This is a genomic window from Brevibacterium sp. W7.2, assembly GCF_018137945.1.
Lineage (GTDB): Bacteria > Actinomycetota > Actinomycetes > Actinomycetales > Brevibacteriaceae > Brevibacterium > Brevibacterium sanguinis.
On record NZ_CP073089.1, the window covers coordinates 1,881,726 to 1,904,288 of the forward strand.

Here is a 22,563-nt window from a genome sequence, read left to right on the forward strand (position 1 = left end):
ATGCCCGTCCTCATCCTCGCCCGGCACGCGAAGGCCGAACCGAACGGTCCGACCGACTTCGAGCGCTCCCTGAGCGCGACCGGTCTGGCCCAAGCCGTCGAGGCGGGGGCCGAGATCGCCGAGCGCTGGTCACCTGAGGTGGCCATCGCCTCGGCGGCCCGGCGCACCACGCAGACCGGGCAGGCCGTCGTCGAGGCCGTCAACCGGGTGACCGGCGGTGACCTCGAACTCGTCCTCGACGAGTCCCTCTACGGTGGGGGAGTCGAGGACTGGATGGACGCGATCCGATCGATCCCGGCGGCTGCGACGTGTGCGTACATCGTCGGCCATCAGCCCACCGTCGCCGAGGTGGTCGGTCACCTCTCCGCCGACGCCGGAGTCCCGGAGTCGTTCCGTCCCTCGTCGCTCGCGGTCTTCGACCTGCCGTCGTGGGATGTCGAACCGGGAGCCTATCCCGTCCCCGAGATCATGTCGTTCCGAGGAATCTGACCGCCTCGGCGAGATCGCGGGTGTCGATCGCGACGTCCGCCGCCGCTCTCAGCGCCGGCTTCGCACAGAATGCGACCCCGAGCCCGGCCGCGCCGATCATGCCGATGTCATTGGCACCGTCACCGATCGCCACGGTCCGCTCGGGGTCGCAGTCGTATCGGCCGACGAGTTCGGTGAAGATCCGCTCCTTGGCCCCCGGGTCGATGACGGGACCCTGCGTGCGTCCCGTGAGACGACCCCCACTGACCTCGAGACCGTTCGCGTGGACCTCGGTGATGCCGAGGGACTGAGCGAGCGGGGCGATGACGGCGGAGAAGCCGCCGGAGACGAGGGCGACGACTCCGCCGGCGGCCTGCACGGCGGCGACGAGCTCGGCGGCTCCGGGGGTGAGCGTCACCCGCTCCCGCACCGCGTCGAGGACGGAGACGGGAAGACCCGCGAGCAGGGAGACGCGCTCCGCCAGGGATGCTGCGAAGTCGAGCTGACCGGCCATCGCCCGCTCGGTGATATCGGCGACCTGGGCGCCGACTCCGGCATGGTCGGCGATGAGGTCGATGACCTCCTCGTTGAGGAACGTCGAATCGACGTCCATGACGAGCAGCTGGACGGGGGCGGCGAGCACGGGAGAGTCAGTCACCCCCTCATCGTAGCCACCGCAGTGACATAGTCCGCGGCGGCAGGGTGGAGCCGTGCGAGCAGCTCGCCGAAGACCGGCGGGTCGAGCGTGGCCGGGGCGAGGACGGTGCGCATCCGCGCGTGGATGTCGAGGGCGGCGAAGATCGCCCGCGAATCGACGTCGAGCGGCAGGAGCGTCGTCAGCGGGTGCGTCGCCGTCAGCTCCTCCTGCCAGTTCCGCCACGGCGCGCTCCGCCACTGCTCGGGCACGTCGATCGACTCGACGATCGACAGGCCCTCCATGACGAGCAGCCGCAGCCGGCGCAGCGCCTCGGCGGGCGTCTCGACGGTGACGGGACGATAGACCGACTCCCGGCACGCGATGACCTCGACGTTCGCCTCGGCGCCGAGCAGCATGATCCCCACCTGATCGGCTCCCCGGTGGAGGACGATCGGGGCCGGATGGCGACCGACCCGCGCACGGTCCTCCTTCGCGACCGGCGGGGTGGTGTGCGGCAGGGAGGGATGGTGGAGGGCGAGGCGGGCATGGGTGATCCCAGCCGCCTGCGCGGCCGCGGCGAAGAGGAGGAGACCGGTCGGACTCGGCGTCTCCAGGACGGCATCGGAGACGATGAGAGGAACATCACGCTCGGCGTCGAGGAAGGCAGTGCTGACCTCGTCGGGGGCGCGGGTCCCCGAGAGGCGGTGATTGAGGGCGAGCGTGAGCAGCAGCGAGTCGAGCAGTGAGTCCATGTCGGACCAGAATAGACCCACCGCTGAGATAGAGTTGGGTGATATGAGTGATGTGCTGACTGTGGATTCCGTGTCCGTGCGCCGCGGGGAGAGCTTCCTCCTCCGAGACTTCTCCCTCACCGTCTCCGAAGGCCAGCATTGGGTCGTCCTCGGCCCCAACGGCGCCGGCAAGACGACGCTGCTCGAACTCGCAGCAGGACGCATGCATCCCACATCGGGCAAGGTCGGCATCCTCGAGGAGCGCCTCGGCCGGGTCGACGTCTTCGAGCTGCGTCCGCGCATCGGCTACGCCTCGACCGCGCTGGCCGGGCGCATCCCGAACTCCGAAGCCGCCCTCGACACCGTGCTCACCGCGGCCTACGGCGTCACCGGTCGCTGGGTAGAGCAGTACGACGAGACCGACATCGACCGTGCCAAGGACCTGCTCGCGGCCTTCAACATCACCCACCTCGCCGAGCGCACCTTCGGCACCCTCTCGGAAGGCGAGCGCAAGCGCGTCCAGATCGCCCGTGCGCTCATGACCGACCCCGAACTCCTCCTCCTCGACGAACCTGCCTCCGGCCTCGACCTCGGCGGCCGCGAGGAGCTGCTGAGCGCGCTCACGGAGATCCTCTCCTCGAAGTGGGCTCCGGCGACGATCATGGTCACCCACCACGTCGAGGAGATTCCTGTGGGCATCACCCACGCGCTCCTTCTCGGCGGCGGGAAGGCGGTCGCGGCGGGTCCGCTCGATGAGACGCTCACGGCGGCCAACCTCTCGGAGACCTTCGGCCTCGACGTCAAGCTCACCCGCGACGGCGATCGCTTCCACGCGCGCTCCCAGTCCTGAACCGCGGCTGACAGCGTGGAGATCTGGCAGATCGCACTCATCATCCTCGCCGGCATCGGCGCCGGGGGGATCAATGCCGTCGTCGGATCCGGGACGCTCATCACGTTCCCCGTCCTCGTCGCCTTCGGGGTGCCCCCGGTGGTCGCGACGATGAGCAATGCCGTGGGCCTCGTCCCCGGCAACATCGCCTCGTCGTTCGGGTACCGGGAGGAGCTCAAGGGGCAGTGGAAGCGGTTCGCCGGGTTCGTTCCGGCCTCCCTGGCCGGGTCTCTCCTCGGCGCGTATCTGCTCCTCCACCTGCCCGAGGACGCGTTCGAGACGATCGTGCCGATCCTCCTCGTCCTCGCCCTCGTCATGGTCGTCGGCCAGCCCTATCTCTCCCGGTACCTCAAGGAGCGGGCGCTGCGACGGGAGGCCACCGAGGTGGCCGTCGCCCCCACCGCGCTCGACGGCTCGGGTGCGGGGCTGGGACCGGCGAAGTACACGGTCGCGCTCATCATCATCTTCCTCACCGCCATCTACGGCGGATACTTCGCCGCGGCGCAGGGGATCATCCTCGTCGCGCTGCTCGGGCTCATCCTCACCGACGACCTGCAGCGGCTCAACGGGCTGAAGAACGTCCTCGTCCTCGTCGTCAACACCGTCTCGGCGACGACGTACATCATCGTCGGTCACGACCGGATCAACTGGACGGCGGTCGTCTGCGTGGCAGTCGGCTCGCTCATCGGCGGCTACATCGGGGCCCGGGTGGGACGGAAGTTCTCCCCGAGTCTGCTGCGGGCGGTCATCGTCGTCCTCGGCATCGTCGCGATCGTGCGGATCCTCACGCTGTGAGCGGCGCTGAGTTGGGGGACAGGCAGTGAACACTCCAGCGAAGGCTCCGCTGACTCGGGAGCAGATCATCGCACGGGCCGCGGAACTCGGGATCGCCGCCGGCCGCCTGGACTTCTTCGACGCCGCCGAGGTCGGCGGGGGTGCTCGGGCCACCGGTGCTGCGGGTGAGGCGCTGTCGGATTACACGAACCTCACCGACGTCGCCCTGCGCAGCGTCCGCGAACCGGCCGAGGGTCTCTTCATCGCCGAATCCTCGAAGATCATCCGCCGGGCCCATGCCGCGGGCATGGCACCGCGGTCGTATCTGACGAGCCCGAAATGGCTCTTCGACCTCGCCGATCTCATCGCCGGCAATGACGCCCCGATCCACATCGGCACCGACGCCGCCGTCGAGGCGCTCACCGGCTTCCACCTCCACCGCGGGGCACTCGCGGCGATGGAGCGCCCGGCCCTGCCCGCACTGGCTGATCTGCTCGCCGAGGCCCGCCGGGTCGTCGTCATCGAGGACGTCGTCGACCACACGAACGTCGGCGCGATCTTCCGCTCCGCCGCGGCCTTCGGCGTCGATGCCGTGCTCGTCACGCCGCGGTGCGCCGACCCCCTCTACCGCCGGTCGATCCGGGTGTCGATGGGCACGGTCTTCCAAGTGCCGTGGACGCGCATCGACCCCTGGCCGGGCGGGGTGGCGACCCTGCGGGAGCTCGGCTTCCACGTCGCCGCCCTCGCCCTCGACGAGGACTCGGTCTCGATCCAGGAGTTCGCGGCCACCGCCCCGGAGCGCACCGCCGTCGTCTTCGGCACGGAAGGCGACGGTCTGGCCAGGGCGACGATCGCCGCGGCCGATTCGACGGTGATGATCCCGATGAGCGGGGGAGTCGACTCCCTCAACGTCGCCGCCGCCTCGGCGGTCACGTGCTTCGCCCTGCAGGGACGGTGAGCCAGCGGGCGTGCGACAATGACGCCATGACGTCCGTCACACCGACCGTCGACGACCTCGAGGCGATGCGGGGCAGGCTCACCGCATTCTGCTACCGGATGCTCGGCAGTGCCGCCGACACCGACGATGCCGTGCAGGAGACGATCATCCGCGCACACGGTGCTCTCGACCGCTTCGATCCCGCCCGGGGGCAGCTCTCGACGTGGATGCACCGGATCGCTGCGAACATCTGCATCGACCTCGCCCGCAGCGCCGCGCGCCGGGAACTCGCTGTCGATCTCGGTCCCGCCCGCACCCGCGCCGACTCCGCTGACCTCGGAGAGCCGCTGCCCGCCGATCGCTTCGTCGAGCCGATGCCCGACGCCGCGGTGATCTGCGCCGACGATCCGGCCGACATCGTCGCCCAACGGCAGTCGGTGCGGCTCGCCTTCGTCGCCGCCCTCTAGTGTCTGGCGCCGCGCCAGCGCGCGACCCTCCTCCTGCGGGAGGTGCTCGGCTTCGACGCCGCCGAGACCGCCGACATCCTCGACACGAGCGTGCCCGCCGTCAACAGCGCCCTCCAGCGGGCCCGAGCGCGCCTGTCCGCGGCGGCGCCCGAACCCCTCGCCCAGCAGTCCCTCGCCGATCCCGACCAGCAGCGACTGCTCGACGACTACGTCGCCGCCTTCGAGGCCCACGACGTCGGCGGGCTCAAACGTGTGCTCCGGGAGGACCTGCGGATGTCGATGCCGCCGTTCGCGTGGCGGCTTGAGAGTCGTGAGGAGTTCCTGGCTGTCTTCGCCGCCGCCGATGCCTGCGTCGGCGATCGTCTCCTGCGGGTGCCGATCAACGGCACGGCCGGGTTCGGGCAGTACCGCCGTGAGGGTGATGTGCTCCACCCGTTCGCGCTCGTCGTCCCCGAGATCCGTGACGGGGCGATCGCCGAGATCGTCACGTTCCTCGGAACCGGTGACCGGTTTGCGGAGTTCGGGCTGCCGCTGCGCCTCGAGCCGGGCTCGGTGCCGCCGGGACGCCGGTGACCAGGACAGATGGATTCAGCGGAAGAAACCTTTCCCCGGAGCGATGAATCGAGCGCCCCTCATCCGTATCAGGAGTATGACTGAGAACATGAATGAGAAGCTCATCCGCAGTGAGACCACTGCCGAACGCACCCGGCTGACCGATCTCCTCGCCGGCCTCACCGAGGAGCAGTGGGCGACGCCCTCGCTCTGCGCGGGGTGGCGGGTGAGAGAGGTCGCCGCTCACCTCTCGATGCCCTTCCGGCTCAGTGTGCCCCAGTTCCTCTTCGGCGTGGTGAGCAACGGCTTCCGGTTCGATCGGTTCGCCGATCGGAGGGCGAGAGCCGACACGGAGTCGCTCTCGGATGCGCAGCTGCTCGCTGTCCTGCGGAACAACATCGACACCGACTGGCGGCCACCGGGAGGCGGCGTCGTCGGCGCGCTCAGCCACGATGTCATCCACGGCCTCGACATCACCGAACCACTCGGGCTGCCGGCGGCTCCTCCCGAGCGGATCCGGATCGTCCTCGACAACGCGGGGGAGCGGAACCTCTCCCATTTCGGCGTCGACCTCACCGGTTCGCGGCTCATCGCCGACGACGTCGACCTCACCCTCGGGGACGGACCGCGCGAGATCCGCATGAGCGCCAAGGAGATGCTGCTGACGGTGACGAAGCGTGCCGGCGGAGCGGTGGTCTAGCGGGCGTGCCCCGCGCTCAGCGACCGGCCTGCTCCCGCAGCCAGATGAGGTCGCGGGCATCGACGACGACGGAGCGCAGCGCCGCGATCTCCCGCCACGCCGCAGCGAGGTCGTCGTCGGTGAGTTCGACGGCGAGCTCACCGGACTGGGACTCGTCCTCAGCGAGGTAGGCCGCACCGGGGGCAGCGGCACCGAGGTTCGGCGACCCGAGCAGGGCGCGACGGCCGACGAAGAAGCAGTGCGTGCGCAGGCGGTCGACATGCTGGATCTGGACTCCGGTGTCGACGAGCAGCTGCAGACCGTCGACCGAGAGATACCCGCCGGCGACGGCCACGGGATCGATCGTCGTCACCACCGCCCACGTCCGCGGGGAGCCTGCGGCCGCCTCGGCGATGCGCTCACCGAAGTTGCGGGCGAGGTGAGGGCTGACGAGGATGACGTCCTCGTCGGGAGCGGCGAAGGCGCGCTCGAGCCAAGCCGCCGGATCACTGATGACGCGCATCGCTGAGCTCATGCCACCAGGGTACGCGCACTCCGCCCGGTTGAGGAGGTCCCTTGTTGACTGGCCTCGGTGGCCCTCCTCAGCGCTCGAGGCATATGTCTTCTGTGTGAACACCTCGGGAACACCCGTCTGTGCCCCCGTCCTCACGGGCGTGCGGGGGCTGGGTGGTCGCGGGACTGTATAGAGTTGTGGGAGCCGTTGCCGAGAACCGACTGGCGATGGCGGAGAGACCGGCGCTGTGGCAGCACAGCCGCCCCGTATGAGGAGATCAGTGGACCGCACGACCCTAGCCCAAGCCCTGGAGACCGGACGCATCACGGGGGAGGTGGCGACACCGCGGGACAACAACCTCGACCACATGCGGCGCTTCCTCGCCGGAGAGCGCCAGTTCGACTTCGGGGTGAGCCTCACCGCGGACTGGGACTTCGACTCCGTCTTCGCGCTCATGGTCGAGCGCGCGGGCCTACGCCCGGAGAAGGACTTCACCCACGGGGTCGACACGATCTCGACCGAGCGCTGCATCGACGCCCTCGAACGACTCGCGGCCGCCATCGGCGACGTCGCCCGGGCCGGGGGACGGATCCTCTTCGCCACCGGCCACCCCGCAGGCCTCCTGCCTGTCCATATGGCCATCGCCGAGGCGGCTGAGGAGCGCGGGGCCGTGATCGTGCGGCAGTCGTCCTCGGTCCCGCTGCCCGCACTCGGCGGCGACCTGCGCGAGATCGACCGGGTCTGGGTCTGGCAGCTCCACGGCGGCACCCCGCACACGCATCTCGCCGAACCGATGCAGACACTGCTCGACGACCTCGCCCGCCGGGGCGAGCCGCTGCCCGACCTCATCGTCGCCGACCACGGCTGGGCCGGGGCCGCCTCGGCGCGGGGTCTGCGCACCGTCGGCTATGCCGACTGCAACGATCCGGCGCTCTTCGTCGCCGAAGCCCAGGGCGCCATGGAGACGGTCGTGCCCCTCGATGACGACGTCGACCCCTACCTCTACGGTCCGCTCATCGAGTTCGTCCTCGACCGGGCCGGCCTCGAACGGGCAGAACTCGACTGAACTGAACTCGACTGAGCAGAAGCGGACGGCGCGGGGCCAGACCTGGCGCTGCCGGGTGAGTCCGGGCGCCGTTCTCAGGCGATGGTGGTCGCCAGGCCCTCGATCACCTCGGCGCCCGGCAGGGACGCGAGTGCCGCACCGGAGAGTAAGAGCTTCGACCCGCGGATGCCGGAGCCGATGATGAGCTCATCGGCCTCGGCGACGCGGGAGTCGATGAGGATCCGGTAGGTGTCCGGCAGGCCGATCGGGCCGATGCCGCCGTACTCCATCCCGGATTCGCCGACGGCCCGATCCATCGGCAGGAACGAGGCCTTGCGGACGTCGAGGAGCTTCTTCACGCGCTTGTTGACGTCGGCTCGAGTGTCGGCGAGGACGAGGCAGGCGGCGATCCGCTCCTCGCCCGAGCGGGCACCGGCGACGAGGACGCAGTTCGCCGAGGTCTCCGGGCCCAGCCCGGTCGCTGAGAGGAGGGCCGCGGTGTCGGCGATCTCGGGATCGATCGCGAAGACCTCGACGTCACCGGTGACCGTCGGCAGTGCCGCGGCCGTCGGGGCGGCCATGAGCTCGGGTGCCTGAGCGGCGGGGCGCACGTCGAACTGCGCGCTGAGACGGGATCGGGTGGGGAGGGCAGTGTTCATGACCACAGTCTAGGAGACCGGTGTCGAATCGCATTGGGAGCGTGCGTCGGTTAGACTGGACTGTCGGTTCGCGTCCGGTTCCTACGGCGCGAAGCGTTTTCAGCAGACGAATTCGGGCACTGGCGGATGGGTCGAACCCATACCAGGCGCCTGAGCGGATTCAGCAAAGGTAAGAATATGAAGAAGGACATCCACCCGGAATACGCGCCGATCGTGTTCAACGACCTCGCGTCCGGCACCAAGTTCCTCACGCGCTCGACCGCGAAGAGCGACAAGACGATCGAGTGGGAAGACGGCAACACCTACCCCGTCATCGACGTCGAGATCTCCAGCGCTTCGCACCCGTTCTACACGGGCAAGCAGCGCATCCTCGACTCCGCGGGCCGCGTCGAGAAGTTCAAGGACCGTTACAAGGGCTTCGGCAAGCGCTGATCCCCCTCGCGGTTCCCACCGCGAACAAGCTGCCCCGCACACCATCAGGTGTGCGGGGCAGTTTCGCATCCCGGGGCGTCCCCGCAGGGACGCCCCGGGCGCGGTGAGGGTCAGGAGACGGTGACGGCGACCTCGGCCGACGGCGTCGTGCGGGCGGCCGGGTGGAGGAGCGAGGACACGCCGGTCGCGTTGTCCAGGCTCGCCGCGATCCCGTGGGCGACGGTCTCCTTGGCCTTGACGACGGCATCGGGGATCGACAGGCCCGTGGCGATCCCGGCGGCGATCGACGAGGCGAACGAACAGCCGGCGCCGTTGACGAGCTTGTCGTTGACCTTGCGCGAGCGCAGGGTCGTCACGGTCTGCCCGTCGAAGAGGATGTCGATGGCGTCCTCACCGGCCAGGCGCGCTCCGCCCTTGACGACGACGTTCTGAGCTCCCTGCCCGTGGATGATCTGCGCGGCCTCGATCATGCCCTCGACGGAGTCGATGGGGTCGATGCCGGCGAGCACGGCCGCCTCCTCGAGGTTCGGGGTGATGACGGTGGCCAGGGGCACGAGGTTCTCGACGAAGAGATCCCGGAGGTCGACCATCGACCCGGAGCCCTTGCACACGAGGACGGGGTCGAAGACGTACGGCAGCTGATTGTCCTTGAGGTCCTCGGCGAGGACGAGGGCGGAGTCGACGGAGCCGAGCATGCCCGACTTGATCGCGTCGAAGCGGTGGATCGCGAGTGCCGAGGCGAGCTGGCGATTGACGACCTCAGGCTCGATGAAGTCGATCGCGTGGTTGAACGAGTCCTCCGGGTCGAAGGTGACGATGCAGGTGACGACGGCAGTGCCGAAGGCACCGTACTCCTCGAACATCTTCAGGTCGGCTTCGAGTCCGGCCCCGCCGGAGACGTCGGAGCCGGCGATGGTGAGCAACTTGGCGGTCATGGTGGTCCTTTCGGGAAAAACTGTCGACGAGAAGTCTACGCGCCCGCGTATCCGCGCTGACGCCATGCCTCGTAGACGGCGATCGAGGCGGAGTTCGCGAGGTTGAGGGAGCGCCGGCCCGGCAGCATCGGGATCCGCACCCGCAGGTTGACGTGGTCATCGTCGACGACGGCATCGGGCAGCCCCGTCGACTCCTGACCGAAGAGGAGGACGTCGCCGTCCTCGTAGGCGACCTCGGCGAAGGAGTCGGACGTGTGCGTCGTGAACGCGATGACCCGCCGGTCGCCGAGGACCTCCCACAGGTGGTCGAGATCGGGATGGACCGTGACATGGGCGAGATCGTGGTAGTCGAGGCCCGCCCGCCGCAGCTTCGCGTCCGTGAGATCGAAGCCGAGCGGTTCGACGAGGTGGAGGTGAGCCCCGGTGACGGCGGCCAGGCGGATTGCGTTGCCGGTGTTGCCGGGGATCTCGGGGGTGTGGAAGACGATGTCGATGCTCATATGACAGCCATCATCTCACCCCGGTCAGTAATGATCCTCGCCGAGGCGGTCAGCGGAGTCCCGGCGCACGAGGAGATATCCCTGCCTGGTCGACTCGGGGAAGCGGCCGGCGGCGTCAGGTTCGCGTTCGAGCTGGGTGACAGGGGAGAAGCCGTGGGGCCGGAGGCGCTCGAGGACGTCGTCGAGGCTGCGGCGGTGGAAGTCGAGGTCGACGTCGAACCCGGCGAGGTCGGAGAAGTGGTCGACGGAGTCGCCGAGCTGGAAGGCGAGCTGGAAGTACCCGCCGGCACGGAGCACCCGCGCCGCCTCGGCGAAGACCTGATCGAGGTCGTCATCGGGGATGTGGATGATCGAGTACCACGCGACGAGGCCGGAGAAGCTGCTGGCCGGATACGGCAGGCACGTCATCGATCCGGTCGTGAACTCGAGATCGGAGTAGAGGCTGCGGGCGGCGGCGATCATCTCCGGGGAGAGGTCGAGTCCGGTCGCGTCGAGGCCGAGCCCGGTGAGGAACGCCGTGATCCGGCCCGGTCCGCTGCCGAGGTCGAGGGTCTCGGGGTGCCCGGTGGCAAGGACGAGTTCGGCGAAGGCGCCGAGAACGGCGCGATCGTGGGGCTTGGCGGTGAGCTCGGCGGAGACCCAGTCCGTGTAGGTCTTGGCGATCGCGTCATAGGACGTGCGGGTCGCGGTCACGTAGTCGGAGGCGTTCATGCCCTGAGCCTAGACCGTGCCGGGCGCAAACGAAACGTCCCCGTGGGGACAGTGCGCCCTGACGGACCCGTCCTCCGCGGTGACGCAGCGGGCGGGTGCGGGCCGGAGGGGCGGGGCGGTCCGGTGCGGACGGACGACCGCCTCGGCGCTCGTTAGGATGGAGATCGGACATCCGCCGAGGTGAAGGGACCCACCGTCACATGCGCACCGAACAGCAGGCACTCAAGGTCTCCCTGGTCGCGATCCTCCTCGTGTCCGTGCTCGGGATCGGCTTCGGGCTCGTCTCCGGGTCGTTCGCGATCCTCTTCGACGGCGTCTTCTCCCTCATGGACGCGGTGATGTCGATCGTCTCGCTCACCGTGGCCGGTCTCATCTCTCGGTCGGTGACGAACCGACTGTCGCTGCGCACGCAGAACGCGTTCACGATGGGATTCTGGCACTTCGAGCCGATCGTCCTCCTCATCAATTCGGTGCTCATGATGGGCGTGGCCGCCTACGCCCTGTTCCAAGCGGTCTCGGCGCTGCTCAGCGGCGGGCGCCCGGTCGACTTCGGCCCCGCCGTCGTCTATGCCGCGGTCGTCGTCCTCATCACCGCCGTCATGGGCACCCTCGAACACCGGGCGAACCGGCGGATCGGCTCCGAGTTCGTCGCGATGGACGTCAAGGGCTGGATCATGGCCGGCGGCGTCACCGGCGCCCTGCTCATCGCGTTCATCATCGGCATGCTCATCGACGGCACCGACGCCGCCTGGCTCATGCCCTACGTCGACCCGGCCGTCCTCACCGTCGTCGCCGCCGTCCTCATCCCCGTGCCGCTGTCGACGGCGCGCCGCGCCCTGGCCCAGGTCTCCCTCGTCACCCCGCCCGCGCTGCGGAAGGACGCCGAGGCGGTCGCCCGAGACATCTGCGCGGCCGAGGGCTTCGACGACTTCCGGGTGTATGCGACGGCTCAGGGGCGTGCGCGGACGATCGAGATCGTCTTCTATGTTCCCCGCGGTCTGCCTCCCCGCCCGCTCGAGGACTGGGATCGCATCCGCGATGAGGCCGAGGCGCGCCTCGGCGGCGACGACCCGCACGCGTGGATCACGGTGTCGTTCACGACGAAGGAAGCCCCGGCACTGCCCGAGTGAGGCGGGGGGCGGGCAGTCGCCCGGATCCTGGTGCTCAGTGCTCGGGTCCGTATGGACCCGTATATTCCGTATCTGCCGAAGATGCGACACGCCCGAGCGAACGCAGCTGCCGCCTGAATGTTGCCTATTTCGAACACTAGTTCGATAATAGATGTCATGTCCGCTGCACCACTCGTCGAACAGCTCAGCCGGGAGATGGGGATCTCCACGGCAACGTCCCTGTTCGACGGCCATCCGTCTCGGCCCGTGCATCCTGTGCTCGCGCCGATCTTCCGTCGCGGCGGTCTGCCGCGCGGGGAGATCGTGTCCCTGACCGGCGGACAGTCGCTCAGCTGCGCTCTCGCGACGATCGCCGAGTCCACCCGGGAGCAGAAGTGGTGCGCCGGCATCGGCCTCGGCGAACCGGCGGTGTCCTCGATCGCCGACCTCGGCGTCGACCTCGACCATTTCGTCAATCTCGTCACCCCGCCGCAGGACTGGCTGCGGGTGGCCTCGATCCTCATCGAATCCTTCGACATCCTCCTCGTCGATCCCGCCTACCAGCCGAGCGCGGGCGAGCGCGCCCGCCTGCTGGCCAAGGTGCGCGAGAGGAAGATGAGCTTCATCAGCCTCGCACCGCTGCAGGGGAGCACGGAGCAGATCGAGATCACCGACGTCCACTGGTCGGGCACCGATCACGGGCACGGCCGACTGCGCTCGTGCCTCGTCGAAGCCCGTTCGCAGACCGGAGTCCACCGCTTCCTCCTCCCGGGACCCGAGGGCACGCCTGCGCCGGCCTCCGCCGGGCAGGATGCCGTGCCGACGCCTGGGGCGGATGCCGAACCAGACGTCGGGCGCGGCCCCGAGCAGAGACCGGTGATCCGCAGTGTCAGCTGATACGCGGACCCTCGTCCTCACCGTCCCCGACTGGCCGGCGGTGGCCGCTGGCATCGAGCATGACCTCAGTCCCGGCACCCCGGTCGCCGTCCTCCACGCCGGCAAGGTCATCGCCGCCAATGCTCCGGCCCGGGCCGCCGGCATCGCCGTGGGCAGCAACAAGCGCGCCGCGGGCTTCCGCTGTCCCGAGGCGCAGATCCTCGTGTGGGACGAAGACGTCGACAACCGGCACTTCTCGGCCGGGGTGGAGGCGCTCGAAGACCTCGTCGCCCGGTTCACCCTGCTCGCTCCGGGGACCCTCGCCGTTCCCCTCGACGCCCTGCGGCACGGCTATGCCGACGAAGCCGCCGCCGTCGAGGCCCTGATCTCCGCGCTCGTCGCGACGACCGGTTGGGAGTTCTTCCCCGGCATCGCCGACACCGTCTTCGCCGCCCGGATCGCCGCCGGCAGGGCCACCCGTGTCCCGCCGGGGGAGACCGTGGCGTTCCTCAGCGCCCAGCCGATCACCGCCCTCGAGGTCACCGGGGAGAGCTGGACCGACCTCATCGACGTCTTCGTCCACCTCGGGCTGCGGAGTCTGGGCGCCCTGGCCGCCCTCGACGCGACCGATGTGATGTCCCGGTTCGGCACTGCCGGCCGGCGCGCCCACGACCTCGCCTCGGGCCGTCCCGACAGGCCCCTGCGCGATCACCTCCGCACGGAGGACCTCCAGGTCGAGAGCGTCCTCGACGTCCCCACCACCCGCAGCGACACCCTCGGCTTCCTCGCCCGGCAGCTCGCCGCGGACCTGCTGACCCGGGTGCGTGCGAGAGGCCTCGTGTGCACGCAGATCACCATCGACCTCCGCGCCGCCGGCGACCGCTCCTCGCGGCGCACATGGCGCATCGAGGACATGACCGAGAACGCCATCGCCGACCGGCTGCGGTGGCAGGCCGAAGGCTGGCTGGCCGGCCTCGGCCGTCCCGGTACCGGAGGCCGGAGCGTCGGCGGAGGCAGGACCGTCGGCGGTGGCCGAAACATCGGCGGCGGCCCGACCGACAGCGGCGATGACCCCGGTCCCGATCCCGAGGACTTCTCCGAGGAGGGGATCACCGCGCTCGGCCTCATCGCCGCGGAGCTGACGACACCGGTGGGCGCGACGAAGAGCCTCTTCGACGAGAACACGGGGCAGATCACCCACACCCTCGAACGCCTGCAGGGCCTCTTCGGCCCCGACGCGGTCCTCGTGCCCCGGCTGCAGGGCGGCTGGGATCCGGCCGAGACGAACCTCTGGACCCCGTGGCAGCAGACCGCCGCCCCGGCCCGGGACCCGCAGGCCCCCTGGCCGGGGTCGCTGGGCACCCCGCGGCCGACGACCGTCGACCGGGTCGCCGTCGATGTGCTCGCCGCCGGAGGCCTCCCCGTCGAGGCGCGTCCCGCAGGCCTCGGCGCCGCCCCGCAGACGATCCGCTTCCCGACCGGGACCACCGAGGCGATCGTCGACTTCTCCGGATCGTGGCCGATCGAATCCGGGTGGTGGGATCCGTCCCGGTCGACGTACCGGACGCGGCTGCAGGTCGTCACGGAGTCCGGTCAGGCGCTGCTGCTGAGCCGCGAATCCGGCCAGTGGTATCTCACGGGACGGTACCGCTGATGGGCTTCTCGAACCCGCGCACCCCGTGGTCGGAGCTCGCCCGACGTCTCGAAGGCAAACAGACCGGCGGCACTCGGGCAGGCGGCACACCGACCGGCGGCACGCAGGCAGACGGCGCGCCGAATCCCTCCGGTTCGAACCGCACCCCGGTCGACAAGCACGCCGACGGCTCCGACGCCCCGGCCTTCTCCCGCCCGGACCGCTACCCGGTCTCCGTCGGTCCGCGCGGCCCCGACGGCCTCGCCCGCTACCCGGGCGCCCTCGGAGACAGCTCGAACGGCGTCGGCGGCCCGATCCTCCTGCCCTCGGCGACCCGACCATGGGCGGAGCTGCACGTCCACTCCCAGTTCAGCTTCCTCGACGGCGCCTCCGACCCCGAGGACCTCGTCACCGCCGGTGCCGCCGCGGGCCTGTCCGCGATGGCCCTGACCGACCACAACGGACTCTACGGAGCCGTCCGCTTCGCCCATGCCGCCGCCGAGGCGGGACTGCCCACCGTCTTCGGTGCCGAGCTCTCCCTCGGGCTGAGAGAGAAGATCCCCGGCCAGACCGACCCCGAGGCCACGCACCTGCTCGTCCTCGCCCGCGGGGTCGCAGGCTACCGCAGCCTCTCGGCGGCGATCACGCAGGCGAACCTCGCCGGGGAGAAGAACCGCCCCGTCTTCGACCTCGAGGAGCTCGCCGCGGCCAGTGCGGACTGGATGATCCTCACCGGCTGCCGCAAGGGCCCCCTGCGTCAGGCGCTGGGCGACCCCGACGGCGGGCTGGGCGCCCTGCGGCGGCTGAGCGCGCTCTTCGGCCCCGACCGCGTCGCGGTCGAACTCAGCCGCGACGGCACCCCGGACGACGACGAGCGGCTGCGTCACCTGGCCGACCTGGCCGCCCGGACGGGACTGCCGACCGCGGCCAGCAGCAACGTCCACTTCGCCACGCGGGCGCACTGGCGCTCGGCGCAGGTGCGGGCCTCCGTGCGGTCGCGGCGCTCCCTCGACGACCTCGCCGGGTGGCTGCCGGCGACGGCGGCGGGCCGGATCCACACAGGAGAGGAGATGGCGGCGCAGTTCCCCACGGCTGCCCTCGACGGGGCCGTGCGGATCGGCGAGGAGTGCGCGTTCACCCTGAGCTCGGCCCGCCCCGAACTGCCCAAGGCGCCGATGCCCGATGACCGTGAGGCCGAGGAGTACCTGCGGGAGCTCGTCACCGACTGCGGTCTCGCCCGCTACGGGACGCGGGCGGAGCATCCGCGCGCCTGGGAGCAGCTCGACCGGGAGATGGACATGATCGCCCGGCTCGGGTTCTGCGGGTACTTCCTCATCGTCCACGACATCACGAGCTTCTGCCATCGGGAGGCGATCTTCTGCCAGGGCCGGGGATCGGCGGCGAACTCCGCGGTCTGCTATGTCCTCGACATCACCGCCGTCGACGCGGTCAAGCACAACCTCCTCTTCGACCGCTTCCTCTCCCCGGACCGCAAGGGCTACCCCGACATCGACATCGACATCGAATCGGGCCGGCGGGAGGAGGTCATCCAGTACGTCTACGACCACTTCGGGCGGGAGCGGGCGGCCCAGGTCGCCAACGTCATCACCTACCGCGCGAAGTCGGCGATCCGCGACGCCGCCTTCAGCCTCGGCTTCGCCCCGGGGCAGCAGGACGCGTTCTCGAAGGCGAGCAACCGCTGGTCGACCCTGCCCGAGGCCGCGGACTCCCCGGTGCCGGCCCAGGTCATCGACGTCGCCGGTGACCTGCTCGGCTCACCCCGCCACCTCGGCATCCACTCCGGCGGGATGATCCTCGCCGATCGCCCCATCGGCGAGGTCGTGCCCATCGAACACGCGACGATGGACCATCGCACCGTCGTCCAATGGGACAAGGACGACTGTGCGGCGATGGACCTCGTCAAATTCGACCTCCTCGGCCTCGGGATGCTCACCGCCCTCCACGAAATGGTCGACCTCGTCGACCGGCACACCGGGGAGCGCATCGACCGCGCCCTCATCGACGATGAGGACCCGCGGGTGTACGAGATGCTCTGCCGGGCCGACGCCGTCGGCGTCTTCCAGGTCGAGTCCCGCGCCCAGCTCGCAACCCTGCCCCGGCTGCGACCGCGCGAGTTCTACGACCTCGCCGTCCAGGTCGCGCTCATCCGCCCCGGCCCCATCCAGGGCGGGTCGGTCCACCCCTACATCCGGCGACGGCAGGGACTCGACCCGGTCGAATACCTCCACCCGCTGCTCGAGAAGTCCCTGGCCAAGACGTGCGGGGTCCCGCTGTTCCAGGAGCAGCTCATGCAGATGGCCATCGACGTCGGCGGCTTCTCCGGGGCCGACGCCGACCGGCTGCGGCAGGCGATGGGCTCGCGCCGCTCGCAGCGGAGGATGGCCGAGCTCGCGGAGAAGTTCCGCACCGGGGCACAGGAGCGCGGCGTCGACGCGGAGACCGCGGAGAAGATCTTCGACACGATCGCGGCGTTCGCGAACTACGGGTTCCCCGAATCGCATGCGATCAGCTTCGCCAACCTCGTCTACCAGTCCGCATGGTTCAAATACCATCACCATGCAGCGTTCACCGCGGGCCTGCTGCGTGCCCAGCCGATGGGCTTCTACTCCCCGCAGTCGCTCATCGCCGACGCCCGCCGGCACGCGGTGCCGATCCTGCCCGTCGACCTCCGCCGCTCCTCGGCCGGCACCGACCTCGAGGCCACGGAGACCGGGGAGCTGGGGATCCGGCTCGGTCTCGACTCGGTCTCCCACGTCGGCTCCTTCGCCGAGGTGATCGTCGCCGAACGCGAACATGCGCCGTTCGCCTCGGTGGCCGACCTCGCCGAACGCACCGGCATCGGGAAGCAGGCCCTCGAAGGACTCGCCACCGCCGGGGCCCTGTCCGGCTTCGACCTCGACCGGCGGCAGGCGCTGTGGCTGGCCGGGGGAGTCGCCGGATCCCATCCGGGCGTGCTGCCGGGCACGGGCGCCGTCTCCCACGCCCCGGCCCTGCCGACGATGGACGCCTTCGAGACGACCCTGGCCGAGCTCTTCTCCACCGGGATCACCGTCGACGGCTACCCCACGGAGATCCTCCGGCAGTCGCTGCGCGAACGCGGGTACGCCTCGACCGCCGATGCCGCCGCCGCTCCCGACGGCAAGCGGATGACCGTCGCCGCCCTCGTCACCCACCGGCAGCGCCCGGCGACCGCCTCGGGGATCACCTTCATCAACCTCGAGGACGAGTTCGGGATGCTCAATGTCGTCGCCACCGCCGGGCTGATGAAGCGGTTCCGGTCGGTCGCGACCTCCCGCAACGCCCTCGTCGTCACCGGGCTCATCCAGCGCGGCGGGGACGTCGTGAGCCTCTATGCGCACAAGCTCGTCCCGCTCGAGGTCCAGCTGCCGACAAAGGCCCGCAACTTCCGGTGACGGGGCCGCCTCGGTGAGGTCGGCCACATGACGGCAGATGACGGTCGGTGACAGCTCCATGACGAGAACGCGCAGAGCAGGGGCGGTCACGGGTGAGAGTGGAGGCACCCGCTCACTCAGAGGAGATGCCATGGCCCAGTCATTCGAAACCCGCCAGATCCATGCCGGACAGGTCCCCGACCCCGCGACGGGCTCCCGTGCGCTGCCGATCCACCAGACGACCTCGTACGTCTTCGCCGACAACGACCAGGCGAAGAACCGGTTCGCCCTCGCCGAACTCGGCCCGATCTACACCCGCATCACCAACCCGACGACCGAGGTCGTCGAGAACCGGATCGCCGACCTCGAAGGCGGCGTCCACGCCGTGCTCACCGCCTCCGGCCAGTCCGCCGAGTTCCTCGCGATCGCGAACATCGCCGAAGCCGGTGACCACATCGTCGCCAGCTCGAGCCTCTACGGCGGCACGTACAACCTCCTCGACGTCACCCTGCGCAAGCTCGGCATCTCCACGACCTTCGTCGACGTCGACGACCTCGACGCCTGGCGCGACGCCGTCGAAGACAACACGAAGCTCTTCTTCGCCGAGGTGGTCTCCAACCCCCGCTCCGACGTCCTCGACATCACCGCGGTCGCCGACATCGCCCACGCCGCCGGGGTGCCGCTCGTCGTCGACAACACCCTTGCCACCCCCTACCTCGTGCGCCCGATCGAACACGGCGCCGACGTCGTCATCCACTCCGCGACGAAGTACCTCGGCGGCCACGGCACCGCGATCGCCGGCGTCGTCGTCGACGGCGGCACCTTCGACTACGGTGCCCACCCCGAGCGCTTCCCCGGCTTCAACACCCCCGACGAGTCGTACAACGGTCTCGTCTACGCCCGTGACCTCGGCGCGGACTCCGCGTTCGGGGCGAACGTGTCCTACGGCCTCAAACTCCGCGTCCAGCTGCTGCGCGACCTCGGTCCCGCCGTCAGCCCGTTCAACGCCTTCCTCATCGCCCAGGGTCTCGAGACGCTGAGCCTGCGCATCGAACGCCACGTCGCGAACGCCGAGCGGGTCGCCGCCTACCTCGAAGGCCACGACCAGGTCACGCGCGTCGCCTACGCCGGCCTCGAATCCAGCCCGTGGCACGACCGGGCGAAGACGTACCTGCCGCAGGGCGTCGGATCGGTCCTCGCCTTCGACATCGCCGGCGGCTACGATGCCGCTGTCGCGTTCGTCGACGCCCTCGAGCTCCACTCCCTCGTCGCGAACATCGGCGATGTCCGCTCGCTCGTCATCCACCCGGCCTCGACGACGCATTCGCAGCTCGACGACGCGGCGCAGGCCGCCTCCGGGGTCAACCCCGCCCTCGTGCGCCTCTCGGTGGGCCTCGAGGGCATCGACGACATCCTCGCCGACCTCGATGCGGGCTTCGCCGCCGCAGCGGCGACGGCCGAGACCGCCGCCTGAGATGACCACCCAGAGCACGTCCGTGGAGTCGATCCTCGGCTTCACCACGGATTCCGGACACACGTTCGGGACCGTCGAGATCGCCTACGAGACCTTCGGCACCCTCAACGCCGATCGGTCGAACGCGATCCTCGTCGAGCACGCGCTCACCGGCGACACCCGGGCCACCGACTGGTGGTCGGGGGTCGTCGGACCGGGGAGGGCCGTCGACACGAACGAGTACTTCGTCGTCTGTGCGAACGCGCTCGGCGGGTGCAGCGGCACGACCGGTCCGCAGTCGGCCTTCGGCGACGGTCTGCCCTACGGGTCGCGCTTTCCTGTGGTGACGATCAGGGACATGGCGCGCCTCGAGCACAATCTCACGCAGATCCTCGGCATCGAGACCTGGCATGCCGTCATCGGCGGATCGATGGGCGGGGCGCGGGCCCTCGAATTCGGTCTCCTCGATGCGCGCAAGACCGCGAAGTGCGCGATCATCGCCGCCCCCGCGTTCTCCGAGGCCGACCAGATCGCGTGGGCGATGACGCAGGAGCGGGCCATCGAACTCGACCCCGACTACTGCGGCGGCGACTATGCGGCGATCGGCAGGTTCCCCGCCGCCGGCCTCGGACTCGCCCGGCAGATCGCGCACCTGACCTACCGCAACGACGCCGACCTCAATGAGCGCTTCTCCCGGCGGCTGCGCTCAGCCGGGTACTACGAGGTCACCTCGTACCTCGACCATCAGGCGAAGAAGCTCGCCGCGCGCTTCGACCCGCACAGCTACGTCCTCCTGTCGAAGGCGCTGCGCGATCACGATGTGCGCACGGGACGCTCGGCCGACCTGCGCACGGCACTCGCGCAGGCGTGCACCGACAGCCTCGTCGTCTCCGTGTCCTCGGACCGGCTCTATCCGCCGGCCCAGGTCGAACAGCTCGCGGAGCATCTGCCGGGGCGGGTCGACTACCGGGTCATCGACTCCCCGGTCGGACACGACGGCTTCCTCACCGAGGCCGCCGCCGTGTCCGCGGCGCTGCGGGACTTCCTCACCGCGTGAGGCACCCGGCTGATCAGGCGGTGCGGGACTTCGCGGCCTTCTTCAGCTGCTTCTCCGGCACCGGGTAGTCGCGCTGGGCGCGGGCTCGCCGGTAGTGGGCGGCGGCCTCGGCCTGCCGCTCGGCTTCGACGCCGGTGGCGATCGTCGCCCGCCGGTGATCATCCCCGTAGCCGAAGGCGTCGACCAGATCGAGGGCGTTGGCCGCGAGCTTCGCGCAGAGGCGGTTGAGCGTCTCACCGACCTGCCGTGCCCGCGACATCGGCAGACGGCCGTACATGAGGTGCCAGCCGATGTGCTTCTCGATGAGGCTGAGCCCGTAGGTGTCGCGCAGACGGCGGAAGATCTTCGCCTGGGCGGGATCCTTCTGCTCCCGCATCGCCTCGTCGATGGCCTTCCACTTCTCGAGTTCGACGTAGGCGCGGGCCATCTCGACGAGTTCGTGCTGCTGGGAGTTGAAGAGCTCGGCCGCCTGCGCCGCCGGCATCTTCGCCGCCGGACGCAGCGCTGCGGCGAGCCCGGAGACCATGACCTCGAGACGGGTCTCGAGCAGGGTGCGCTGGAGGCGACCCGAACGGATCCGCCTCTCGCTGAGATTGGGGGTGAAGACGTCGGAGATCGCGCGCCCGGCATTGGCCAGGCCGCTGCGGTAGAGCGTGTGCTCGGCGGCCTGGGTGCCGATGAAGCGGGCGGCCCCGCCGACGTCGATGTGTGCGAACTCCTTGGCGTAGTCCCCGAGGATGCGCTTGGCGACGAGCTGGAGGAGGACCGTGTTGTCGCCTTCGAACGTCACGTAGACGTCGAGGTCGGCCCGCAGGCCCACGAGGCGGTTCTCCGCCATGAAGCCGGCACCGCCGCAGGCTTCGCGGCACTCCTGGATGACGTCGAGGGCCATCCATGTCGAGTCGGCCTTGAACGCCGCGGCCCGGGTCTCGAGCAGGGCGCGGTTCTCCTCGCTGTCGTCGACGCCGGAGAACACCTCCTCGAACGAGGTGAGCAGCTTCTCATGGGCGAGGCTCGAGGCGTAGACCGCGGCGAGGCCGGGCATGAGCCGGCGCTGGTGCTGCTGGTAGTCGAGCAGCGTCGTCTCGGTGTAGTCGTCGACGGTGGTGAACTGCTTGCGCTCGAGCCCGTAGCGCACGGCGATGTCGAGGGCGAGCTTGCTCGCCACGACCGCGGACCCGTCGAGGGAGACGCGACCCTGGACGAGGGTGCCGAGCATCGTGAAGAACCGGCGTCCGGGCGAGTCGATGGGGGAGGAGTACTCGCCGTCGGCGGTCACCGCGCCGTAGCGGTCGAGGAGGTTCGTGCGCGGGATGCGCACGGCGTCGAAAGCGAAGCGACCGTTGTCGACTCCCCGCAGCCCGCCCTTGTAACCGTCGTCCTCGATGCTCACGCCCGGCTGCGGCTGGCTGTCGGCGGTGCGGATGGGCACGAAGAACGCGTGCACGCCGTGGTTGACCCCGGCGGTGATGAGCTGGGCGAAGACGACGGCGGCCCGCGCGTCTCGGGCGGCGTTGCCGATGTACTCCTTCGTCGCGGCCCGGAACGGGGTGTCGATGACGAACTCCTCGGTCGCGGCATCGTAGGTCGCGGTCGTGCCGATCGCGGCAACATCGGAGCCGTGGCCGATCTCGGTCATCGCGAACGATCCGAGCAGCTCTCCCTGCTGGGCGGGCACGAGCCAGTCGGCGTGCTGGGTGGGGTTGCCGAGGTGGAGGATCGCCCCGCCGAAGAGTCCGAACTGCACTCCGGCCTTGATCTGCAGGCTCGGCGAGGCGGTCACGGTCTCCTCGAAGCCGGCGACGGTCTTAGCGTGTTCGTTCGTGCCCCCGAGCGTCTCCGGCAGCGCGGCCATCGGCAGCTTCGTGCCGGCCATGAGTCCGACCGCGGCAAGCGTGTTCGCGCGGGTGGTCTCGAGGTCGTCAGCGGGATCGAGGTGGGTGGACTCGTCGAGGGCGAGGCTGCGTCCCTGGCGGCGGGCCTCTGCCCAGCGTCCGTCGAGGACGGTCTGGATGGCGGTGGGGTCGAGGTCGAGCGCGAAGTCGGTCATGCGTGTGCTCCTGGTCTGTGCGATGGCGGTGCGTGGTCGAAT

At 70.0% G+C, this 22,563-nt stretch carries 23 protein-coding genes; 15 read left to right on the forward strand and 8 right to left on the reverse strand.

The genetic code is table 11. The features are described 5' to 3' along the window. Positions 1-489, forward strand: coding sequence for a histidine phosphatase family protein (locus J9315_RS08360; RefSeq protein WP_211979201.1), 489 nt, complete (start codon positions 1-3; stop codon positions 487-489). Here J9315_RS08360 and serB read toward each other — a convergent pair. After that, positions 467-1,126, reverse strand: a complete 660-nt coding sequence (serB, locus tag J9315_RS08365) for a phosphoserine phosphatase SerB (RefSeq protein ID WP_249121059.1) — start codon at positions 1,124-1,126, stop codon at positions 467-469. The genes J9315_RS08360 and serB overlap by 23 nt on opposite strands. Further along, the gene (locus tag J9315_RS08370) at positions 1,123-1,857 is read right to left on the reverse strand and encodes a hypothetical protein (RefSeq protein ID WP_211979202.1); all 735 of its coding nucleotides are present in this window, start codon (positions 1,855-1,857) and stop codon (positions 1,123-1,125) included. Before J9315_RS08370 ends, serB begins: the two co-directional genes overlap by 4 nt. A 43-nt stretch (positions 1,858-1,900) precedes the next feature. On the opposite strand from J9315_RS08370, the gene J9315_RS08375 reads away from it, so the two are divergent. The 6 genes from J9315_RS08375 to J9315_RS08395 all read left to right on the forward strand — a co-directional run bounded on the left by J9315_RS08375 (position 1,901) and on the right by J9315_RS08395 (position 6,155). Then, positions 1,901-2,686, forward strand: a complete 786-nt coding sequence (locus J9315_RS08375) for an ABC transporter ATP-binding protein (protein WP_198498818.1) — start codon at positions 1,901-1,903, stop codon at positions 2,684-2,686. A 15-nt stretch (positions 2,687-2,701) separates the two neighbouring features. Then, a complete protein-coding gene (locus J9315_RS08380) occupies positions 2,702-3,520 on the forward strand; it encodes a sulfite exporter TauE/SafE family protein (RefSeq protein ID WP_211979203.1) in 819 nt (272 codons plus the stop codon). A gap of 25 nt (positions 3,521-3,545) precedes the next feature. Then, positions 3,546-4,457, forward strand: a complete 912-nt coding sequence (locus J9315_RS08385) for an RNA methyltransferase (RefSeq protein ID WP_211979204.1) — start codon at positions 3,546-3,548, stop codon at positions 4,455-4,457. Positions 4,458-4,483: 26 nt separating this feature from the next. Next, entirely contained in the window at positions 4,484-4,903 is a 420-nt protein-coding gene (locus J9315_RS17440; RefSeq protein ID WP_249121060.1) for a sigma-70 family RNA polymerase sigma factor, read from the forward strand. A gap of 3 nt (positions 4,904-4,906) precedes the next feature. Then, positions 4,907-5,476, forward strand: a complete 570-nt coding sequence (locus J9315_RS17445; protein WP_282959874.1) for a sigma factor-like helix-turn-helix DNA-binding protein — start codon at positions 4,907-4,909, stop codon at positions 5,474-5,476. A gap of 76 nt (positions 5,477-5,552) precedes the next feature. Then, complete coding sequence (locus tag J9315_RS08395; protein ID WP_249121062.1) at positions 5,553-6,155, forward strand: maleylpyruvate isomerase family mycothiol-dependent enzyme; 603 nt, start codon at positions 5,553-5,555, stop codon at positions 6,153-6,155. A gap of 16 nt (positions 6,156-6,171) precedes the next feature. Here the strand turns inward: J9315_RS08395 and J9315_RS08400 are convergent, their stop codons facing one another. Beyond that, the gene (locus J9315_RS08400) at positions 6,172-6,669 is read right to left on the reverse strand and encodes a hypothetical protein (RefSeq protein ID WP_211979205.1); all 498 of its coding nucleotides are present in this window, start codon (positions 6,667-6,669) and stop codon (positions 6,172-6,174) included. A gap of 259 nt (positions 6,670-6,928) precedes the next feature. Here J9315_RS08400 and J9315_RS08405 point away from each other — a divergent pair, with 259 nt between their 5' ends. Continuing rightward, entirely contained in the window at positions 6,929-7,714 is a 786-nt protein-coding gene (locus tag J9315_RS08405) for a phosphatase (protein WP_249121063.1), read from the forward strand. 74 nt (positions 7,715-7,788) lie between these two features. Here the strand turns inward: J9315_RS08405 and J9315_RS08410 are convergent, their stop codons facing one another. Beyond that, complete coding sequence (locus J9315_RS08410; protein ID WP_211979207.1) at positions 7,789-8,352, reverse strand: YbaK/EbsC family protein; 564 nt, start codon at positions 8,350-8,352, stop codon at positions 7,789-7,791. Between the two features lie 177 nt (positions 8,353-8,529). Between J9315_RS08410 and J9315_RS08415 the strand changes: the two genes are divergently transcribed. Further along, positions 8,530-8,784, forward strand: a complete 255-nt coding sequence (locus J9315_RS08415; protein WP_009375892.1) for a type B 50S ribosomal protein L31 — start codon at positions 8,530-8,532, stop codon at positions 8,782-8,784. Between the two features lie 110 nt (positions 8,785-8,894). Here the strand turns inward: J9315_RS08415 and J9315_RS08420 are convergent, their stop codons facing one another. The 3 genes from J9315_RS08420 to J9315_RS08430 are packed head-to-tail and all read right to left on the reverse strand — an operon-like array spanning position 8,895 to position 10,930. Further along, positions 8,895-9,719 carry a PfkB family carbohydrate kinase gene (locus J9315_RS08420; protein ID WP_198498808.1) on the reverse strand — a complete coding sequence of 275 codons (825 nt, stop codon included), beginning with the start codon at positions 9,717-9,719 and terminating at the stop codon, positions 8,895-8,897. Positions 9,720-9,754: 35 nt separating this feature from the next. After that, positions 9,755-10,219, reverse strand: coding sequence for a tRNA (cytidine(34)-2'-O)-methyltransferase (locus tag J9315_RS08425; protein ID WP_211979208.1), 465 nt, complete (start codon positions 10,217-10,219; stop codon positions 9,755-9,757). 24 nt (positions 10,220-10,243) lie between these two features. After that, positions 10,244-10,930 carry a class I SAM-dependent methyltransferase gene (locus tag J9315_RS08430; RefSeq protein ID WP_211979209.1) on the reverse strand — a complete coding sequence of 229 codons (687 nt, stop codon included), beginning with the start codon at positions 10,928-10,930 and terminating at the stop codon, positions 10,244-10,246. Positions 10,931-11,130: 200 nt separating this feature from the next. Here J9315_RS08430 and J9315_RS08435 point away from each other — a divergent pair, with 200 nt between their 5' ends. From J9315_RS08435 to J9315_RS08460, 6 genes are all read left to right on the forward strand, one after another. Next, positions 11,131-12,060 (forward strand): cation transporter, encoded by a 930-nt coding sequence (locus J9315_RS08435; RefSeq protein WP_211979210.1) that lies wholly within the window; start codon positions 11,131-11,133, stop codon positions 12,058-12,060. Positions 12,061-12,216: 156 nt separating this feature from the next. Then, positions 12,217-12,936, forward strand: a complete 720-nt coding sequence (locus J9315_RS08440; RefSeq protein ID WP_249121064.1) for a DNA recombination/repair protein RecA — start codon at positions 12,217-12,219, stop codon at positions 12,934-12,936. Next, on the forward strand, positions 12,926-14,569 hold the full coding sequence (locus J9315_RS08445) for a DNA polymerase Y family protein (RefSeq protein WP_211979211.1): 1,644 nt from the start codon (positions 12,926-12,928) through the stop codon (positions 14,567-14,569). The genes J9315_RS08440 and J9315_RS08445 overlap by 11 nt, the downstream gene beginning before the upstream one ends. Next, positions 14,569-17,982, forward strand: coding sequence for an error-prone DNA polymerase (locus tag J9315_RS08450; RefSeq protein WP_211979212.1), 3,414 nt, complete (start codon positions 14,569-14,571; stop codon positions 17,980-17,982). The genes J9315_RS08445 and J9315_RS08450 overlap by 1 nt, the downstream gene beginning before the upstream one ends. Before the next feature lie 130 nt (positions 17,983-18,112). Continuing rightward, on the forward strand, positions 18,113-19,435 hold the full coding sequence (locus J9315_RS08455) for a bifunctional o-acetylhomoserine/o-acetylserine sulfhydrylase (RefSeq protein ID WP_198498802.1): 1,323 nt from the start codon (positions 18,113-18,115) through the stop codon (positions 19,433-19,435). A 1-nt stretch (position 19,436) separates the two neighbouring features. Beyond that, entirely contained in the window at positions 19,437-20,471 is a 1,035-nt protein-coding gene (locus J9315_RS08460) for a homoserine O-acetyltransferase (RefSeq protein ID WP_211979213.1), read from the forward strand. Positions 20,472-20,484: 13 nt separating this feature from the next. On the opposite strand, the gene J9315_RS08465 is transcribed toward J9315_RS08460, so the two are convergent. After that, positions 20,485-22,521, reverse strand: a complete 2,037-nt coding sequence (locus tag J9315_RS08465; protein ID WP_211979214.1) for an acyl-CoA dehydrogenase — start codon at positions 22,519-22,521, stop codon at positions 20,485-20,487. Between the last annotated feature and the right edge of the window lie 42 nt (positions 22,522-22,563).

Excerpts from the sequence above, each read along its gene's own strand:
- J9315_RS08440 (WP_249121064.1), top strand. The coding sequence starts at position 12,217 with ATGTCCGCTGCACCACTCGTCGAACAGCTCAGCCGGGAGATGGGGATC.
- J9315_RS08450 (WP_211979212.1), top strand. The coding sequence starts at position 14,569 with ATGGGCTTCTCGAACCCGCGCACCCCGTGGTCGGAGCTCGCCCGACGT.
- J9315_RS08420 (WP_198498808.1), bottom strand. The coding sequence starts at position 9,719 with ATGACCGCCAAGTTGCTCACCATCGCCGGCTCCGACGTCTCCGGCGGG.
- J9315_RS08360 (WP_211979201.1), top strand. The coding sequence starts at position 1 with ATGCCCGTCCTCATCCTCGCCCGGCACGCGAAGGCCGAACCGAACGGT.
- J9315_RS08400 (WP_211979205.1), bottom strand. The coding sequence starts at position 6,669 with ATGAGCTCAGCGATGCGCGTCATCAGTGATCCGGCGGCTTGGCTCGAG.
- J9315_RS17440 (WP_249121060.1), top strand. The coding sequence starts at position 4,484 with ATGACGTCCGTCACACCGACCGTCGACGACCTCGAGGCGATGCGGGGC.
- J9315_RS08460 (WP_211979213.1), top strand. The coding sequence starts at position 19,437 with ATGACCACCCAGAGCACGTCCGTGGAGTCGATCCTCGGCTTCACCACG.
- J9315_RS08455 (WP_198498802.1), top strand. The coding sequence starts at position 18,113 with ATGGCCCAGTCATTCGAAACCCGCCAGATCCATGCCGGACAGGTCCCC.
- J9315_RS08415 (WP_009375892.1), top strand. The coding sequence starts at position 8,530 with ATGAAGAAGGACATCCACCCGGAATACGCGCCGATCGTGTTCAACGAC.
- J9315_RS08410 (WP_211979207.1), bottom strand. The coding sequence starts at position 8,352 with ATGAACACTGCCCTCCCCACCCGATCCCGTCTCAGCGCGCAGTTCGAC.
- J9315_RS08370 (WP_211979202.1), bottom strand. The coding sequence starts at position 1,857 with ATGGACTCACTGCTCGACTCGCTGCTGCTCACGCTCGCCCTCAATCAC.
- J9315_RS08430 (WP_211979209.1), bottom strand. The coding sequence starts at position 10,930 with ATGAACGCCTCCGACTACGTGACCGCGACCCGCACGTCCTATGACGCG.
- J9315_RS08395 (WP_249121062.1), top strand. The coding sequence starts at position 5,553 with ATGACTGAGAACATGAATGAGAAGCTCATCCGCAGTGAGACCACTGCC.
- J9315_RS08435 (WP_211979210.1), top strand. The coding sequence starts at position 11,131 with ATGCGCACCGAACAGCAGGCACTCAAGGTCTCCCTGGTCGCGATCCTC.
- J9315_RS08465 (WP_211979214.1), bottom strand. The coding sequence starts at position 22,521 with ATGACCGACTTCGCGCTCGACCTCGACCCCACCGCCATCCAGACCGTC.
- J9315_RS08425 (WP_211979208.1), bottom strand. The coding sequence starts at position 10,219 with ATGAGCATCGACATCGTCTTCCACACCCCCGAGATCCCCGGCAACACC.
- J9315_RS08375 (WP_198498818.1), top strand. The coding sequence starts at position 1,901 with ATGAGTGATGTGCTGACTGTGGATTCCGTGTCCGTGCGCCGCGGGGAG.